This is a genomic window from Flavobacterium sp. UBA7682, from assembly GCF_002482945.1.
GTDB lineage: Bacteria > Bacteroidota > Bacteroidia > Flavobacteriales > Flavobacteriaceae > Flavobacterium.
Map to the genome: position 1 here is coordinate 24,187 of NZ_DLGY01000001.1, position 18,014 is coordinate 42,200.

The following is an 18,014-nucleotide window of genomic DNA, read 5'->3' on the forward strand; positions in this document are numbered from 1 at the left end:
TGTTCAGTTCTATTGAAATACTAGACAAACCGGTGAACACAACTCAATTCGCTTTCCGCTATCTGTTAATTCTCCTGTAATTTTATCGATTTTAAAAATCACTACATCATTCGTGTATTGGTGTGCAACTAAAAGAAAATTTCCTGTTGGATCAAGGCTAAAGTTTCGCGGTCCTTTGCCTAAAGTACTGGTCGTTTGTTTCCACTTTAACTTGCCATTCTTTTTGATTTCGAAACACGATATTGTGTTGGCATCACCACGATTTGTTGCGTAAAGAAACTTCCCATCAGCTGAAATGTGAATATCTGCAGCGCTGGTTTTTCCTTTGAAATCTCTAGCTACAACAGTCGTTTCCTGAATAAATTGCAACTTACCTTCAAGGTATTTAAAAACCAATAACGTACCATCCAACTCATTAATTAAGTAGACATATTTTCCGTCCTGACTAAAAGTAAAATGCCTTGGTCCGGCGCCATGCTTCACTCTAACAAAAGAGCTAAACTCTAAAACAGCGCTTTTAGCTTCGGGATTATAACGATAAACATAGAGATAATCTTTTCCTAAATCACTGGCGATGAGGTATTTTTTATCGGGTGATAGTTGCAACATGTGCATGTGTGAATTCTCCGGTTTCGCTTCACTGACCGTTTGCACTTCGTGCTTCATTATTTGCTTGTGTTTTCCAATGCTTCCGTCCATATTTTTGCCAAAAACCGTAATATTCCCACCGCTATAATTCGCTACAATAACATTTTGATCATCATTGATGATATGACAAGGATCATTACCTTCTGACTTTTGGGAATTCAAAAAGGTGAATTGATTTGTATTCGAATCAAATCGAAAAGCACTTACCGCACTATTGTCGCCATCTTCATTAGTCGCATAAACAAATTTTCCTTCTTTTGAAAGCGTTAAAAAACTTGGATTGACAACGTTTTCAGTTGCTGTCTTTACTTTGGTTTCACCGGTTACAGTGTCAAATTCATACAGATAAATACCCATACTGTCGCAGCTTTTGGTATAGGTTCCAATGAATAAATTGGTTTTATTTCCTTGCGCTTGATTGGAAATACAGAAGAATATGGTGGCAACGAGCACTAAAAATTTTGTCATCGTAATGATTTTATCGAAACACAAAAATAACCGAATACCATTAGAATCGATTTTTTTATCATTTAAAATTCTTAAAACGGCTTCGCCAAATGATAAAAAGTGCTATTTTTGACAAACTTTAGATGAATGCAGTTCAAACACCCGGAAATTCTATATTTTCTTTTTTTATTGGTGATTCCAATTTTAGTGCATTTATTTCAATTGCGACGTTTTAAGAAAGAATACTTCACCAACGTACAATTCCTAAAAGAACTTTCTGTCCAAACCCGAAAAAGTTCGACCATCAAAAAATGGTTGTTGCTTTTCACACGTTTATTGCTTCTCGCCTGTTTGATTTTGGCTTTCGCTCAACCTTTTTTCACCGCAAAAGAAAGTCTAAAAGCAACTAACGAAATGTACATCATCTTGGACAATTCCTATAGCATGCAAGCCAAAGGCAAAAAAGGGGAATTGCTCAAACGTGCCGTTCAAGATTTATTAGAACATACTCCGGAAGCACAGAATTTTTCTTTGATTACCAACTCGGAAACGTTTTGGAACACCGATATCAAATCGATTCAAAAGGATTTACAGGATTTAAAATATAGTGCAACACCTTTTCGTTTAGACAATTTGATTGCGAAAGTCAATGCGCGAAAATCTGCGTTCAACAAAGACATCATTGTGATTACCGATGGTGTTGGTTTGGAAACCAATCAGGCGAAAAGTTTTAAAAAGGAAGACAATGTCTATTTTATTATTCCCGAAGCCGAACAAAAAAATAATGTTTCCATCGACAGCGTTTATATCGAACAAACTTTGGATAACTTTTATGAAATTGGGGTTAAATTATCCGCCAATGGAGAAGATATTACCACAGTTCCGATTGCGTTATACAACCAAAACAAATTAACAGCAAAAACTTTAATAGATTTCAAAAATACTACTGAAACGATTAAATTCACCATTCCGAAAGAAGATTTCCACGGCTATGTTTCGATTACCGATAAAGGTTTGGCCTACGACAACACTTATTATTTCAGTATTTCAAAACCAAGCAAAACCAATGTAATAAGTATTGGCGACACGGACAAAAGCAATTTCTTGTCAAGAATTTATACCAATGATGAGTTTGCTTATACCAATTTCCCAATAGCCAATTTGGATTATAACTTATTGGAAAAGCAAGATGCGATTGTATTGAATGAGTTAAAAGACGTTCCGCAAGCGTTGCAAACCACCTTGAAATCATTTGTAAACAAAGGTGGAAACGTTGTCATTATTCCGGCGCAGGAAAGCAATGTGAACGCGATGAATAGTTTCTTAGCCAACTTTGGCGCAATTCAACTAAAAGCCATTGCAAGCAGCGATAAAAAAGTGACCAAAATCAATTTCAATCATCCGTTGTTTAGCAATGTATTTGAGAAGAAAATCGACAATTTCCAATATCCGTCGACCAAAACTGCCTTTGGGATCAATAGTACAACGCCAGCGATTTTAAGTTATGAAGACCAAAGTGCTTTCTTAACTTCGATTTCAAATCCGTTGTCATCAGTGTATGTTTTTGCGGCACCAATCAACAAAACAAATAGTAATTTTCAAAATTCGCCGTTGATTGTGCCAACGTTTTACAACATGGCGCAAAACAGTCAAAAAACCGGCGTGAATGCGATTATCATTGGTGAAGACCAACCTTTTGTGGTGGATGCTTTATTATCCAAAGATGAAATTCTAACCGTAAAAAATACGCCTGAAAGTTTTATTCCGATGCAACAATTGTTGAATACCAAAGTCAAAATAACTTTTGGTGATAATCCAATCGAAGCCGGAAATTTTGGTATCTTTAACGGAACCAATTTGGTGCAAAATATCAGCTTTAATTACACGCGAACAGAAAGCAACCTGAGTTTAGCCAATACGGATATTGCGGCTAATTACAAGGAAATTGACGATATAGAAACGGTTTTTAATACCATACAAACCGATAGAACTGATACACAAATCTGGAAATGGTTTGTACTGCTTACACTACTCTTTTTAGTATTAGAACTACTCATTCAAAAATTTGTAAAATGAACCTAATCATCCGAAAAGCCAAAATTGTTGACCCGCAAAGTCCATTTCACGATCAAATCGTTGATGTGAAAATTACACAAGGCATAATCGAAGAAATAGGCACTTCTATTCTCAATATTGACACGCATCAGGAATTCCAACACGAAGGGTTGCATCTTTCGCAAGGTTGGTTTGAAATGAGTGTTTCCTTAGGCGAACCCGGATTTGAAGACAGAGAAACCATCACCAACGGATTGAATGTCGCTGCGAAAAGTGGCTTTACCGGAATCGCTTTGCAACCCAATTCAAATCCAATCATTGACAACCAATCACAAGTTCATTTTGTCAAACAAAAAGCGGCGAACTCAGCAACCGAATTGTTTCCGATTGGCGCTTTAACTAAAAACAGTGAAGGCAAAGATTTAGCCGAACTCTACGACATGAAAAACGCCGGAGCTGTTGCTTTCGGAGATTATGGGAAAAATTTGGCGAATGCCAATCTGCTAAAAATAGGATTGCAATACACTCAGGATTTTGATGGTTTGGTAATGGCGTATTGCCAAGATGACAACATCAAAGGTAATGGCGTTGCCAATGAAGGCATTGTTTCTACTAGATTAGGCTTAAAGGGAATTCCCAACTTAGCCGAAGAACTCATGGTTGCCAGAAACTTATTTTTACTGGAATATACCGGTGGAAAATTGCACATCCCGACGATTTCTACCGCAAAATCAGTAGCATTAATTAAGGAAGCGAAAGCGAAAGGTTTGAGCGTGACTTGTAGCGTTGCCGTGCATCATTTAGTATTGACTGATGAAAAACTGGACGGTTTTGATACACGTTATAAAGTTTCACCACCATTGCGAACGGAAGCCGACAGAAAAGCTTTAATAGCAGGCGTTTTAGACAATACGATTGACTGTATTACTTCAGACCACAATCCAATGGATATCGAGCATAAAAAGATGGAATTTGATTTGGCTAAAAACGGAACCATTGGTTTAGAAAGTGCTTTTGGTGCTTTATTAACGGTATTACCTTTGGAAAAAATAATAAAAAAATTAACTTTCGGTAAGTCAATTTTAAACTTTGAAAGTCAAATAATTAAAAAAGAAAATAAAGCTAATTTAAGTTTGTTTCAAACCGATTCTGATTGGACTTTTACGAAAGAACACATTCTATCAAAATCAAAAAATTCTGCTTTCCTTGGACAAGTCATGAAAGGAAAGGCGATTGGAATTTACAATCAAGGAAAATTGGTTTTAGCCTAAATTATTATGGAAAATATTGAAAAAGCAAAGAACACTGCAATTGTAGCTTACCTAACAATCATTGGAACTGTAATTGCCATTTTTATGAATCAGGAAGAAAACAAATCAGAGTTTGCTTCTTTTCACATCCGACAAGCGTTGGGATTGTTTATCTCTTTCTTTTTGTTGGGTTATTTTGTAGGTTATGCCAATAGTTGGACAGCGACTTCTGCCTTTTATCTGTTCTATTTTATCCTTTGGATTTATGGTTTTTTAGGTGCGGCTCAAGGTCAAAAAAGAGAAATACCTGTAGTTGGTGGATTTTTTCAAACCTTATTTAAAAATTTATAATGAGTTTAACACTTCACCATTTAATCAGAGAACCAAAAGACAAAAAAGACAAGAACCCTTTACTCCTATTGCTACACGGCTATGGCAGTAATGAAGAAGATTTGTTTTCCTTCGCTGGTGAATTACCAGAAGAATACTTTGTCGTTTCCGCACGCGCACCTTTTGATATGATGTATGGAAGCTATGCTTGGTATGCGATTAATTTTGATGCAGATGAGAATAAGTTTTCCGATATTGGTCAAGCTCGAGCTTCGAGAGATATTATCGCGAACTTTATTGATGAATTAGTCACAGAATATCCAATTGATGCAGATAACGTTACACTTATCGGCTTTAGTCAAGGTTGCATTTTAAGTTATGCTGTTGCTTTGTCTTATCCAGAAAAAGTGCAACGCGTTGTAGCCATGAGCGGCTATTTCAATCCGGAAATTGCAGTAGATGATTATACCGAAAATGATTTAAGTAAATTAAGAATATTTGCCTCACACGGAACGGTTGACCAAGTCATTCCTGTAGAATGGGCGCGAAAATCAATTCCGATGCTACAAGTTTTAGGGATTGACATTGTTTTTAAAGAATATATGGTTGGACACGGCGTAGCGCCACAAAACTTCTTTGATTTTAAACATTGGTTATCTAAATAAAAAAAGTCCCGATTACTCGGGACTTTTTGTTTATTCTTGCGTATCGCTACCGGTTATTTTTTTACCTATTTGTCCGTCGCCCGCGTATTTTATTTCAGATCCTTTTTTCAATACATATCCTTTCCAAGGCACTAATTGCCAATCTTCAAAAACCCATGGCTTGCCTTCTGCCAATCGAGTTAACACAATAGAATTAACTTCATTCGGTAAAAAAACTTCTGCCTTGTCTAAATCTTCGCTAAAAAGCACGAAGGCACTCAAAGTTTCATCTTCATTTTCAGGCTTGTCATTTGGATTTAATGGAATACCCGTATACCCTTTAACACATTCCTTATTCATTTTTGACCAAATATAACCCGCGGTAGCCAAACATCCGTGTTCGTCTTTGTCATTGACAACAGTAGAATCTTTAACTGCCAAAGGAACTTTTTCTTCTTCTGATTCTGTTTCGTTTTGATCCGTTAACTTACACGAAAACAAGACAATTGAAGTGATTAAGAGGAGAGATATTTTTTTCATGCCTTAAAATTCTAGTTTAATTGTTCAGGATATAGATAGGAATTCATGATTTCAAACGAAACAGTTTGGTCATCATTGATAAAATATTTTAGCATTACTTCACCCCAAAGTTTACCGTTACTGTAACTTGCGATTATCCAGCGGTGGTTTAATAACTTTACTTTGGAGATAATGAACTTTTGTTCGCCCATTTTGACTTGATCAGTATATTGATTTCCTTCCGGGGAATCATTATAAGCTAAAAGTGCTTGCGTAACTTTTTCTGCAAAAGCGTTAATATCGCTTTGGTTTAAATAGTTTTGCGCTCTGTCATTAGCTTCCAAAGAAAAATAATTGGCATCATAGAGTTGGTCTGTTAATAGGTTTATACTATCATTCAACTTTTTGGAATCTTTAGCGACTACCGGCTTTTTTTCTGCGGATTCTTTTGAGGTGAAATATTTATAGGTAAAAATATTCATCAAAACCGCAATAATAAATAAGTACAAAAACAATGATTTTTTCATAATATTAAACTGTAATTTTTAAATTGTCATAGGCCAAAAACACATTCGCAGGCAATCGTTTCTGAACTTCTTCATGAAAACCTAATAGATGACTGATATGTGTTAAATAGGCTCTTTCCGGTTGTACCAAATATATAAAATCCAGCGCTTCCTGCAAGCTAAAATGGGAATGATGTGGTTCTTCTCTCAAGGCATTCACAACCAACACTTTTACCCCTTTTAGCTTTTCGATTTCAGAATCATCAATAGTTTTAACATCCGTTAAATATACAAAATCTTGAATTCGATAACCAAAAACTTGAAGATTTGCATGATTTGCATTAATGGGCGTTATTTTGGCTTTGCCAATTTCAAAATCTGCATCGTTTTTAACTTCAAAAGTTTGAACACCCGGAGCTCCAGGATATTTATTTTCTGTTTCAAAAATATAGTCAAAACGTTTTTTAAAATTTTCTAAAACCCTTTGATGTGCATAAATTGGAATGTCTTTCTTTTGTTTGAAAAAAAACGGGCGAATATCATCTAAGCCTGCAGTATGGTCAGCATGTTCATGGGTAAATAAGATGGCATCCAACTTTTCACAACCTGAAGTTAACATTTGCTGTCTAAAATCGGGACCGCAATCAATCACCAATGAAACTTCGTCAAAAGTAACCCAGACCGAAACCCGCAAACGCTTGTCTTTAAAATCTTCGCTTTTGCAAACAGAATGACTACTTCCAATAACAGGAATTCCTTGAGATGTTCCGGTTCCGAGAAAATAAACTTGCATCATAGCATGGTTTTTGTGGAATAATTTTGAAGTTCGACTTTAAAACGTAATTAATTACAAAAATAGACTTAATTATCTTTTAATAAAATAGCTATTTTACTAACTTTGCAAAGAATACTTACGCTACTATGGACAATATTGTTTCTATTATAAAACTGAAAGGCGATAAAGCCATTGAACAGATTCCTGCAATCAAAGATAAAGCTTTGCGAATTAACCTAAATGATAATATTTACGGAACATTTGCAGAGATTGGTGCGGGTCAGGAAACGGTGCGACATTTTTTTAGAGCCGGTGGTTCATCTGGCACTATTGCAAAGGCAATGTCTGCTTATGATAAAGATTTTAGTGATGCTATTTACGGAATTGAAGATGATGGTCGTTACGTAACGGAAAGCCGTTTAAAAAAAATGCTTTCTCACGAAGTGGAACTGATAGAACAACGCTTAAAAAGAGACAAGCATCCGAATAAAATTTTCTTTAGTTATGCCAACACTGTAGCGACTATTGACTTTGCCAAACAGTTTAAAGGTCATGGTTGGGTTGGAATAAAATACCAAGTTGAACCTGATGAAGATTACAACGAAATAACACTTCACATTCGTTTTAAAGAAACTGATGCCAAATTACAGCAAGAAACTTTGGGGATTTTGGGTGTAAACTTAATTTATGGCGCTTATTACAAATACAACGACCCAAAAAAATTATTGCGTTATTTATATGACCATTTAGACAAAGACCAATTGGAAATTGACACTATTAATTTCTCTGGTCCACGTTTCGCCAATGTTGACAATCGCTTGATGAGTTTGCAATTGGTTAAAAATGGCATGACCGATGCGGTAATGTTTGGTCCGGACGGAAAAAACATCTTGCCGGCATCAATTCTTTACAAGAAAAATATTTTGGCTTTGAGAGGCAGTTTCCGCCCTGTAACCCAAGTAAATATGGACATGTATGAGAAATCATTGAATATGTTCCTTGAAGAAAGTAAAGTTGATAAAGAGAATACGTTGGTTATTTTTGAGATTACACTCTCTAACCTACGTTCAGAAGGTGAAATTGACGAAAGAGATTTTATGGACAGGGCCGAATTGCTTTGTTCGTTAGGCCAAACGGTAATGATATCCAACTTCCAAGAATACTATAAAGTAGTGGAATATTTCTCTAGTTATACCAAAGCCCGTATGGGATTAGCGATGGGCGTAAACAACTTAGTAGATATTTTTGACGAAAAATATTATCGCCATTTAAGTGGTGGAATTTTGGAAGCTTTCGGTAAATTATTCTATCGCGATTTAAAAGTATTCTTGTATCCAATGGAAGACGAAAACGGAGAAATCGTAAACTCTCAAAACTTGAAAGTACATCCTCGTATGAAAGAGTTGTATAAATTCTTTGCTTACAACGGAAAAGTAGTTGACATCACCGATTTCGACAAAGACCATTTAAAAATCTTCTCTCGTGAAGTATTGAAAATGATCAGTAGCGGAACTCCGGGTTGGGAAAATCTTTTACCACAAGGAATTTCAGATATTATCAAACAGCACCAACTATTCGGTTATGACCCGAATCGAATATTGCAAAAAGTAGAATAATTAATTCCGAATTATCGGAAACACTCATATAACTCCGAATTGTGAAAACAGTTCGGAGTTTTTTATTCATACAATCACAATTTTTATATGTGTGAATCATATAATCATTGGAAAAGATTCTACAACCTATAACTAAATTAAGAAAGTCAACTTTGCATTAGGAAAATCTTAAATCAAGAAGAAATAGTAAATCAAAATTAAAACCAACTCGTGAGAAAGATTATCCAATAAATTTTAAAGCAATTTTTCTAATTAAAAACAAATACGATGGAAACTGAAAAAACAATTGATGTATTAAACAAACTTATCACTATTAACAACGATAGAATAGAAGGTTATGAAACAGCAACAAAAGAGACAGAAGAACAAGATTTAAAAGCATTGTTTTCACAATTTACTTCCACTAGCCAACAATGCAAACGGGAGTTGATAAGCGAAGTAATCCGACTTGGAGGCGAGGTCGCTGAAGGCACTATGATTTCAGGAAAATTCTTTCGGGTTTGGATGGATGTAAAAGCAGCACTCACCGGCAAAGACCGCAAAACAATTCTAAACTCATGCGAATTTGGTGAAGACGCAGCAAAAGGCACTTATGAAAAAGTATTAAAAGATGATTTGGAACATTTGACATCAGAACAACAAATCATGATCAGATCACAACACTCAATACTAAAAGCAGACCATGACAAAGTTAAATTGATGAGAGACTCATTGGCAAACGCATAAATTGAAGTAGCAAAAGAATACTATTCCAATAGACAATACAAAAAATTGATTCCAAGCATTTTATTCTAGGAATCAATTTTTGTATAAATTATTTTAAAATTTGCGCTGCATGCTCTTTGGTTTTAACTGCTGAAATCACTTCGTCAATGATACCTTCTTCATTGATAACAAAAGTCGTTCTGTGAATGCCGTCGTATTCTCTTCCCATAAACTTTTTTGGTCCCCAAACGCCGAAGGCTTCAATCACCGATTTATCTTCGTCAGCCAATAAAGGAAAAGGAAATTCATGTTTTGTTTTGAACTTACTTTGGGCTTTAACACTATCGGCACTAACGCCAAGTAATGCATAATTGTTGGCTTTAAAGCGTTCAAAATTGTCTCTCAAATCACAAGCTTCCGCGGTACAACCCGGTGTATCGGCTTTTGGATAAAAGAAAACTACTAATTTTTTGCCTTTGTAATCGGCTAAAGTATGAACGTTTCCATCTTGGTCACTTCCGGAGAAATGGGGTGCTTTGTCGCCTTTTTGTAGTGTTGTCATTTTTTAAAGTTGCTGGGTTTTATTTAGTATTTTTACGTCTCAAATTTAGTTAAAATGACCAAAAAAGAGCGTGCAACATTCGTTATAAATACGTTAAAAGAATACTATCCCGAAATCCCTGTTCCGCTTGATCATAAAGATGCTTACACTTTGTTGATTGCAGTTTTGCTTTCGGCACAATGCACCGATGTTCGAGTAAACCAAATTACTCCTATTCTATTTGCTAAAGCTGATAATCCTTATGACATGGTCAAACTTTCTGTCGAAGAAATCAAGGATATTATTCGTCCCTGTGGATTATCTCCTATGAAATCAAAAGGAATTTACGGATTGTCTAAAATCTTAATTGAAGAACACCAAGGTGAAGTACCACAAAGTTTTGAAGCTTTGGAAAGATTACCGGCAGTAGGCCATAAAACCGCTAGTGTAGTGATGTCACAAGCTTTTGGTGTTCCGGCTTTTCCGGTTGACACTCATATTCATCGTTTGATGTATCGTTGGAATTTGACTAGCGGTAAAAACGTTCAGCAAACAGAAAAAGATGCAAAAGCCATTTTTCCACGAGAATTGTGGAACGAATTACACTTGCAAATCATTTGGTATGGTCGCCAATATTCGCCTGCGCGTGGTTGGGATTTAGAAAAAGATATCATTACCAAAACCATTGGTAGAAAAGACGTTTTGGAAGAATACTATAAAAAAACATCCCGATAGTTTTACCGGGATGTTTTTTAATTAGCAATTGATTCGAAGTTCATGTTGCCCACTTTTATAATATTCAATGCACAAGAATATTGAAGTATTAAACGTATAGTTTCTTTTTTAGGTAACATTTTTTTTGGTGCTAATTTTCTTTTAGAGTAAAGTTTTGCCATATATAAAAATCTATTGGTTTGAGAGGTTTATATAAAAACGCAAAAAAATACTTTTTATTGTCTAAGAAGGCAAATAAATTTTATTTTTTTCAATCACCTTTCTCAGATTTGTGATAGCATAACGCATTCTTCCCAAAGTGGTATTTACGCTAACACCAGTAAAATCAGCTATTTCTTTAAAACTCATATCTAAAAAATAGCGCATCATAATCACTTCTTTTTGGTCATGAGGTAACTTTTCAATGATGGATTTGATATCAATTTCTACTTGATTTTTAATCAATCGGCGCTCAATGTTTAGGGAGTCATCAGTGATTCTGGAGAAAATTAATAACTCATCGGTATCGCGATTCAATGGCATTTTTTTATCGTTACGGAATTTGTCGATAATCAGATTACTGGCTATACGCAAAACCCAAGATAAAAACTTACCTTCTTCGTTATAGTATTTTCTTGATTTGAGTGTATGGATTACTTTGAAGAATGTTTCCTGAAAAATATCTTCAGTCACATCTCTATCCGAAACTTTGGAATAGATATACCCATAAATTTTTGATTGGTGCCTTTCGATAAGAATTGCCAACGAGTTTTCATCGCCTGCAACGTATTTATCAACTAATATAGCATCCGGAAGTTGAGATTTAGCCATAACATTACCTTTTAGTAAGGGTTAAAAAAAGAATTTTTAATCTAAAAAGTAATGGTCGTGTATAGGCAAATCGAGTTTAAGAGTTAATTATAAGCCAAATTTAACATAAAATTTATTTAAAAAACAAATAAAATCTGAAAAAAACTTAAAAAAACGATGAACTCACCAAATTATTGGTAAACTCTTATGTAATCTATTAAATATTCTTGCGGAAAGATACTATTATCAACGTCATTACCTCCAAAATTACCTCCAACAGCCACATTCACTATGAAAAAAAACGGTTGGTCAAACGGCCAAGTGTTTCCATCTTTTACTTCGGGTGCAAAGGTGTAAACCAATTGGTTATCAACAAAAAACTCAATCTTGTCTTTTGTCCATTCGATAGCATATACATGAAAACCTTCTTCTATGTTGGGAAAAGCCGTTTTTTTGGAATTAATGGTATTGCCGTGACTGTCTTGGGTGTGTAATGATGTGTAAACCATATCCGGTTCTCTACCTACATATTCCAAAATATCAATTTCGCCACATTGCGGCCAACCCACTTTACCAATATTGGAACCTAACATCCAGAAAGCAGGCCAAATGCCTTTACCGATTGGGATTTTGGCTCTGGCTTCCATTCTACCATACTGGAATTCTTTCTTGCCTGCTGTGGTAATTCTCGTTGAAGTATAATGCGTGGCTTCTTTCTCAATCTTAATAACCAAATTGCCCTCCTGAAGCGAATGATTTCTATTCGTGTAAAGTTGCTTTTCATTGTTTCCCCAACCGCAATTGTTTGGACAACCATTACCTAATTCAAAATTCCAAACGGTTTCATCTAATTGCTTTCCGTTGAAATTTTCTTCCCAAACTAGTTTTCGGGACTCATTTTGCGCCAAGCAAAAACTAAAAGACAATAAATTTAACAACAATAACTTTTTCATGTCAACAAATTACGGAATTAATTCAAAGGTACTATTTAAACGAATATCAGTGGAAGAAGAACCTATCATTAGATTAAATTCACCCGGTTCTGATTTGAATTCCAAGGCTTGATTGTAAAATGATAATTTTTCATTGTCGATGATAAACTTTAAGGTTTTGGTTTCTCCGGCATCCAATTTAATCTTTTGGAAATCTTTTAATTCAATAATTGGACGAACAACGGATCCAAATTTATCCTGAAGGTACAATTGAACCACTTCTTCTCCGGCAAACTTTCCGGAATTGCTAATAGTCATTGTCACTTCGATTGTTTCATTGCTGTTGATTTTTTGCTTTGACAACTTTAAGTCAGCGTACTTAAAAGTCGTATAACTTAGTCCGTAACCAAAAGGGAATTTAGGCGAATTTGGTAAATCTATATAAGCTGATTTGTATACTTTATCTTCATTAATTGATGGTCGTCCTGTGTTGAAATGATTATAGTAAATCGGAATTTGTCCTTCTTCTCTCGGAAAGGTCATCGGTAACTTAGCCGAAGGATTATAATCCCCAAATAAGACGTCTGCGATAGCATTTCCGGCTTCAGAACCTAACCACCAAGTATAGACAATCGTTGGCATGTTATCGGCTGTCCAATTGAAAATCAAAGGTCTGCCGGCATTGATTAGGATAACGATTGGTTTTCCTGTCTTCTGCAATTCTTTGATTAAATCTTCTTGAACTCCTGGTAAATGAATATTACTTCGGCTTTTGGCTTCACCACTCATATTCCAACGTTCACCAATACTTAAAATCACTACATCGGCTTGATTAGCCACATCAATGGCTTCTTGAAAACCGGCTTTGCTGGTATCTTCAACGCCACAACCTCTGGCGTAAAGCAATTTGGTCTTTTTGCCCACTTTATTTTGCAAACCTTCCCATTGAGAAACGATATAAGTCGAATCTACATCTTTTAAATCCACAGCCCAAAAGCCGTGATTGATACGCTTTGGTTTCACCATCGGACCAATGAAAGCTATGGTTTTAGTGTCTTTGGAAAGTGGTAAAATGCTTTTTTCGTTTTTAAGTAAAACGATACTTTTGGTTGCCATTTCTCTCGCGGCTTTTGTATGTTCCGGATTGTTTAAAGCAGCTTCTTGTCGTTCTTTATTACAGTATTTAAAAGGATCGTCGAATAAACCCAATTCGAATTTCTTGCGAAGAATACGTTTTACGGCATCATCCACAACACTCATGGGAACTTTATTTTCACTGACTAATTGTGCCAAATGATTGCGGTAAGCATTACTTTCCATATCCATGTCACTTCCGGCCAAAACAGCTTTTTCAGCAGCTTCTTTGCCATCTTGACAATAGCCGTGTGCAATCATTTCTCCGATAGAACCCCAATCGGACACCACAAATCCTTGGAAATTCCATTTGCCTTTTAAAATGTCGCGCTGAATATATTTATTTGCAGTGGCCGGAATGCCATTGATATCGTTAAATGAATTCATAAAAGTAGCCACACCGGCATCAACCGTCGCTTTAAATGGTGGCAAATAAGTTTCCCACAACATTCTGTCGCTCATGTCTACTGAATTGTAATCTCTTCCACCAGCCGCTGCGCCATAAGCTGCAAAATGTTTGGCACAAGCCATAACCGAATTTAAATCACCTAATTGATTGCCTTGAAAACCTTTTACACGAGCATAAGCAATTCGAGAACCTAAGTAAGTATCTTCACCTGCGCCTTCCATCACTCTTCCCCATCTTGGGTCACGAGAAACATCAACCATTGGCGCAAATGTCCAGTGAATTCCCGAAGCAGCAGCTTCTGTAGCGGCTATTCCGGCAGAAAGTTCCATGGCTTTTAAATCCCAACTAGCAGCTTCTGCAAGAGGCAAAGGAAATGTTGTTTTGTGTCCGTGAATGACATCCAAACCAAAAATCAATGGAATTTTCAAACGCGATTGCATGGCTAATTCTTGGTATTGACGCGTGTATTTATGACCAATAACATTCAGCATTGAACCAATCTTGCCTTCTTTGATTTCTTGCTGCTTGTTTGGATTAATAGTCAACGGTCCGGTCACAGTATTGTCTCCCGTGTATTGATTCAACTGACCAATTTTTTCTTCCAAAGTCATTTTTTTCAACAACTCTTCAACCTTTTGGTCTATGGTTTTTTGTTGGGAATATCCTAGCAGTGAAGTCGCTAAAAAGAAAGTAGCAATGATATTTTTCATTCTGTTGGTTTGGTTGGGTTTATTAATTATCTATTTAAATTCCAAATAATTGAAATTAAAATCTCCATTTTCGAAGTGAACTCTAATTTTATTTATTCCTTTTTTTAGTTTTATAGTATCCACAGAGAATGTTTTCCACTTAGAATTTCCACCCGAAGCAGGAAGCGAAATTACTTTTGAAAGTTTGGTGCCGTTATCATCCGCTAAATGGAGTTTCGCGCCTGCTTTTTCAGCTGAAAATCTTATGCTGACTTCAAGTGTTTTATCCGTATTCAAATCGAAAGTATATTGCAACCATTCGCCATCTTCTATATAACTTACGGCATACCCATTGGTAACTACATCATCACATTTTTGAATGTCAACGCCGTCGTTTCTCATTTGGTTACCACTGTTCCATTCGCTTCGTTTTCCACCATTGGAAACCCAATAATTGGCTACATCTTTGTCAAAATAAGCATGATTGATTTGGCCTAAATCATATTCTGAAGCGAATACTTTTCCGGGTAAAGTATGTTTTTTATAGATTTTTGTTTCTGTAGTTTGTATTTGTCGGAACATCGCATCTATAACATCCGGTTTTACAATAACATTTTCCATTTTGAAATTCTCAGCGATTTGCATCAAAATAGCTTGGGCTTCTTCTACTGACGGTTTGTTTTTTCCATCTTTCCAATATTGCAAAAGTCTGTCGTAACCTTCAGTTCCTTTTACAGAAGTCACTCCGGCGATATTCTCAATTTTTTTCATTGGCCAAAAAGCCCAACCAATATTATTCGATTCAATTAAACTGATAACATCTTTGAACCAAACATTAGAGTTTTCACCGGTTTCGCCTAGCCAAATCGGAACATTGTATTCTTTTCTGTAATTTACAATTTCCTGAATGGTTGCCATATCGTTATAGCTCCAATATTTATGAAAACTCAAAGCGATATTCTCATCCCATAGCGGGAACATTCCTTTGTAATTATTACCCCAACAATTGCCTTCAATGATAATCAGATGATTGGTATCGACTTCACGAATGGCTTTGGTGATTCTCATTTGCAACGCACGCAAAGGTTCGTTTTTAGTTTCGTCACAACCGTTTTTATTGGTTCCGGAAAAATTCCAATTGGGTTCATTGATAATGTCGTAACCTCCAATCCAAGGATTGTCTTTGTAGCGCTCGGCTAATTTTCTCCAAAAAGCAACCATTTTATCTTGATTGGCTGTACTTTCCCAAAGCGATGGTTTTGAAGTGTCATAATCCGAAATATTGGCATCCATTCCTTGTCCGCCCGGCGCGGCATGAAGGTCTAAAATGAGATACATTTTATTGGCTGCACACCAATTCAATAAATCATCGGTCATGGTAAATCCTTCTTCCAACCAAGTGTTTTGTCCGGCTATCGGTTCTTTTTCGATAGGTAAAGTATACAGATTGTAGTGCATTGGTAACCTGATAGAATTAAATCCCCAAGCGGCTAATGAATCTACATCGCGTTTGGTTAGTCCATTTTTTTTATAAACTTGATAGAATTCTTCCGCATTTTTTTCTCCGACTAAATCGGTTATTTTTTGTCTGATTTGGTATTGCGGCCCGGCGAAATCGGCTGTTTTTAACATATAACCTTCCTGCACCATTAATCCGCCAATTCCTAATCCTCGCAAAAGCACGTTTTTACCATTGCCATCGACAATTTTTTGTCCGTCTCTGTGTAAAAAACCTTGACCGAAAGTAGCCACCGATAGCAACAAAAAGACAACATTTATTTTCTTAAATAATAGCATTTTTTAGTAGTTAAGATTTAATAGGAAATTTGAATTTAGTAAACTAATGTCTGAATAGCATTTGGTAAAATAGTCACTTCACTGGCAGTAGTGCCGATGCATAAATTATAAGTGATTTTCAAATTACTTTGGTTCATCACAACCGTTACGACCTTTCCGTCATTATTGATAAAAGAAGTGGTCAATAACTGACTTCTACTGGCCGCGCTGCTAACTCTTTTAGCGCCTTTATCAATGAATTTTGAAAAGTGACCAATAAAATAGTAGCTAGGGGTATAAATCAATTCGCCGGTATTGGTATCACCATGTATGGGTGCAAAACAGAAATTTTTCACGTGATTTGGCCCACCATTTTGGTCAAGCAAAATATTCCAGTCGGTCCAAGCTACCGTTCCATTATTAAAATCGTTGATCATTGATTTTCCGTAACGTTGACCATTTTGCCATAATTGGTACTTATTGGCATCAAATTTTTCTACACAACCTTCGGTAAACATTAATTTTTTGGATGGATAAAGTTCGTTTACCTTACCAACATTATCATACATTTGTTCACCACCGCTCCAACTTTCGTACCAATGAAAACCTATTCCCCAAACATATTTACTGGCTTCAGGATCTTCCAAAATTGCCGTCGCTCTTTGCAACAATAAATCTCTGTTGTGATCCCAAACGGTTATTTTTTTATCACCTAAACCTGCTTTTTGCAATGTTGGTCCCAAATAATTTTTAAGAAAATCTCTTTCATCCTCAGCAGAGAAAATACAAGACTCCCAAATTTGTTTGGCCATCGGTTCGTTTTGAATGGTTAAACCCCAAACCGGAATGCCTTCATTTTGTAATGCATTGATATATTTCACGTAATAATTTGCCCAAGACTGACGGTATTCAGGTAATAATTTTCCACCGTGTAACATGTCTTTGTTATCCTTCATAAAAGCCGGTGGCGACCACGGACTGATATAAAATGAGGCTTTGTTTCCAATCATTGCCATGGCTTTTTTGATCATTGGCAATTTGAACTTTTTGTCGGGTTGAATGTCAAAAGTCTTTAACTCTTTATCGCCGTCCTGAATGTAAGTATAAGAACCTGAACTAAAATCGCAGCTGTTCATATTGGTTCTCAACAAAGTATAACCAATTCCATTCTCTTTAGAGAAATAAGCGTTTAAGAATTCTTGCTGTTTTTCGGGAGATAATTTGGCAAACACTTCCGCACTTGCATCGGTAATTGCTCCGCCAATACCAACAAATGTTTGATACGTTTTATCAGGATTTACAAAGATACAAATCTGCGTTTCCAAGGGTTGTTTCAACTCTTTAAACTGTAAATTATCCGTTTGAGTCAATTTTAAATTGGTACTGTCTGCAGTAGTGTATACAGTAACAGTTTTGTTTTTTGTTGAAAATGGTAATGGTTTTGATTTCGGCTTTTTTTGTGCAAAAGCAGAAACTGAAAGCATCAACATTACTAATATTACTTTTTTCATCTT

The 18,014-nt window shown here is 35.9% G+C and carries 17 protein-coding genes; 7 read left to right on the forward strand and 10 right to left on the reverse strand.

Going from position 1 to position 18,014, the window contains the following annotated elements; all coding sequences use genetic code 11:
* Nucleotides 1–9: 9 nt before the first annotated feature.
* Nucleotides 10–1,116, reverse strand: coding sequence for a lactonase family protein (locus tag B3C16_RS00110; protein WP_291127322.1), 1,107 nt, complete (start codon nt 1,114–1,116; stop codon nt 10–12).
* 126 nt (nt 1,117–1,242) lie between these two features.
* Between B3C16_RS00110 and B3C16_RS00115 the strand changes: the two genes are divergently transcribed.
* Genes B3C16_RS00115 through B3C16_RS00130 form a run of 4 tightly spaced genes read left to right on the forward strand, consistent with a single transcriptional unit; the run spans nt 1,243 to nt 5,395 of the window.
* On the forward strand, nt 1,243–3,171 hold the full coding sequence (locus B3C16_RS00115; RefSeq protein WP_291127325.1) for a vWA domain-containing protein: 1,929 nt from the start codon (nt 1,243–1,245) through the stop codon (nt 3,169–3,171).
* The gene (locus B3C16_RS00120) at nt 3,168–4,421 is read left to right on the forward strand and encodes a dihydroorotase (protein ID WP_291127328.1); all 1,254 of its coding nucleotides are present in this window, start codon (nt 3,168–3,170) and stop codon (nt 4,419–4,421) included. The genes B3C16_RS00115 and B3C16_RS00120 overlap by 4 nt, the downstream gene beginning before the upstream one ends.
* Before the next feature lie 6 nt (nt 4,422–4,427).
* Nucleotides 4,428–4,751 (forward strand): DUF4870 domain-containing protein, encoded by a 324-nt coding sequence (locus tag B3C16_RS00125; RefSeq protein ID WP_121313809.1) that lies wholly within the window; start codon nt 4,428–4,430, stop codon nt 4,749–4,751.
* Entirely contained in the window at nt 4,751–5,395 is a 645-nt protein-coding gene (locus tag B3C16_RS00130; protein ID WP_291127332.1) for an alpha/beta hydrolase, read from the forward strand. The genes B3C16_RS00125 and B3C16_RS00130 overlap by 1 nt, the downstream gene beginning before the upstream one ends.
* Before the next feature lie 30 nt (nt 5,396–5,425).
* On the opposite strand, the gene B3C16_RS00135 is transcribed toward B3C16_RS00130, so the two are convergent.
* Genes B3C16_RS00135 through B3C16_RS00145 form a run of 3 tightly spaced genes read right to left on the reverse strand, consistent with a single transcriptional unit; the run spans nt 5,426 to nt 7,192 of the window.
* Nucleotides 5,426–5,914: a hypothetical protein gene (locus B3C16_RS00135; RefSeq protein WP_121313811.1), complete on the reverse strand. Its 489-nt coding sequence runs from the start codon at nt 5,912–5,914 to the stop codon at nt 5,426–5,428.
* Between the two features lie 11 nt (nt 5,915–5,925).
* Nucleotides 5,926–6,420, reverse strand: coding sequence for a hypothetical protein (locus B3C16_RS00140; protein WP_121313812.1), 495 nt, complete (start codon nt 6,418–6,420; stop codon nt 5,926–5,928).
* A gap of 4 nt (nt 6,421–6,424) precedes the next feature.
* The gene (locus B3C16_RS00145) at nt 6,425–7,192 is read right to left on the reverse strand and encodes an MBL fold metallo-hydrolase (RefSeq protein ID WP_291127419.1); all 768 of its coding nucleotides are present in this window, start codon (nt 7,190–7,192) and stop codon (nt 6,425–6,427) included.
* A 128-nt stretch (nt 7,193–7,320) separates the two neighbouring features.
* On the opposite strand from B3C16_RS00145, the gene B3C16_RS00150 reads away from it, so the two are divergent.
* Complete coding sequence (locus B3C16_RS00150) at nt 7,321–8,790, forward strand: TonB-dependent receptor (RefSeq protein ID WP_414655243.1); 1,470 nt, start codon at nt 7,321–7,323, stop codon at nt 8,788–8,790.
* A gap of 267 nt (nt 8,791–9,057) precedes the next feature.
* Entirely contained in the window at nt 9,058–9,516 is a 459-nt protein-coding gene (locus B3C16_RS00155; RefSeq protein ID WP_291127336.1) for a ferritin-like domain-containing protein, read from the forward strand.
* Nucleotides 9,517–9,604: 88 nt separating this feature from the next.
* On the opposite strand, the gene bcp is transcribed toward B3C16_RS00155, so the two are convergent.
* Entirely contained in the window at nt 9,605–10,057 is a 453-nt protein-coding gene (bcp, locus tag B3C16_RS00160) for a thioredoxin-dependent thiol peroxidase (RefSeq protein WP_291127339.1), read from the reverse strand.
* A 54-nt stretch (nt 10,058–10,111) separates the two neighbouring features.
* Here bcp and B3C16_RS00165 point away from each other — a divergent pair, with 54 nt between their 5' ends.
* On the forward strand, nt 10,112–10,771 hold the full coding sequence (locus tag B3C16_RS00165; protein WP_291127342.1) for an endonuclease III domain-containing protein: 660 nt from the start codon (nt 10,112–10,114) through the stop codon (nt 10,769–10,771).
* 222 nt (nt 10,772–10,993) lie between these two features.
* On the opposite strand, the gene B3C16_RS00170 is transcribed toward B3C16_RS00165, so the two are convergent.
* The 5 genes from B3C16_RS00170 to B3C16_RS00190 form a co-directional block, all read right to left on the reverse strand.
* On the reverse strand, nt 10,994–11,581 hold the full coding sequence (locus B3C16_RS00170; protein ID WP_121313817.1) for an RNA polymerase sigma factor: 588 nt from the start codon (nt 11,579–11,581) through the stop codon (nt 10,994–10,996).
* Between the two features lie 170 nt (nt 11,582–11,751).
* Complete coding sequence (locus B3C16_RS00175) at nt 11,752–12,513, reverse strand: glycoside hydrolase family 16 protein (RefSeq protein ID WP_291127347.1); 762 nt, start codon at nt 12,511–12,513, stop codon at nt 11,752–11,754.
* Nucleotides 12,514–12,522: 9 nt separating this feature from the next.
* Nucleotides 12,523–14,745 carry a glycoside hydrolase family 3 N-terminal domain-containing protein gene (locus B3C16_RS00180; RefSeq protein ID WP_291127349.1) on the reverse strand — a complete coding sequence of 741 codons (2,223 nt, stop codon included), beginning with the start codon at nt 14,743–14,745 and terminating at the stop codon, nt 12,523–12,525.
* Between the two features lie 30 nt (nt 14,746–14,775).
* Nucleotides 14,776–16,521 (reverse strand): cellulase family glycosylhydrolase, encoded by a 1,746-nt coding sequence (locus tag B3C16_RS00185; protein WP_291127352.1) that lies wholly within the window; start codon nt 16,519–16,521, stop codon nt 14,776–14,778.
* 35 nt (nt 16,522–16,556) lie between these two features.
* A complete protein-coding gene (locus tag B3C16_RS00190) occupies nt 16,557–18,011 on the reverse strand; it encodes a glycoside hydrolase family 30 protein (protein WP_121313821.1) in 1,455 nt (484 codons plus the stop codon).
* Between the last annotated feature and the right edge of the window lie 3 nt (nt 18,012–18,014).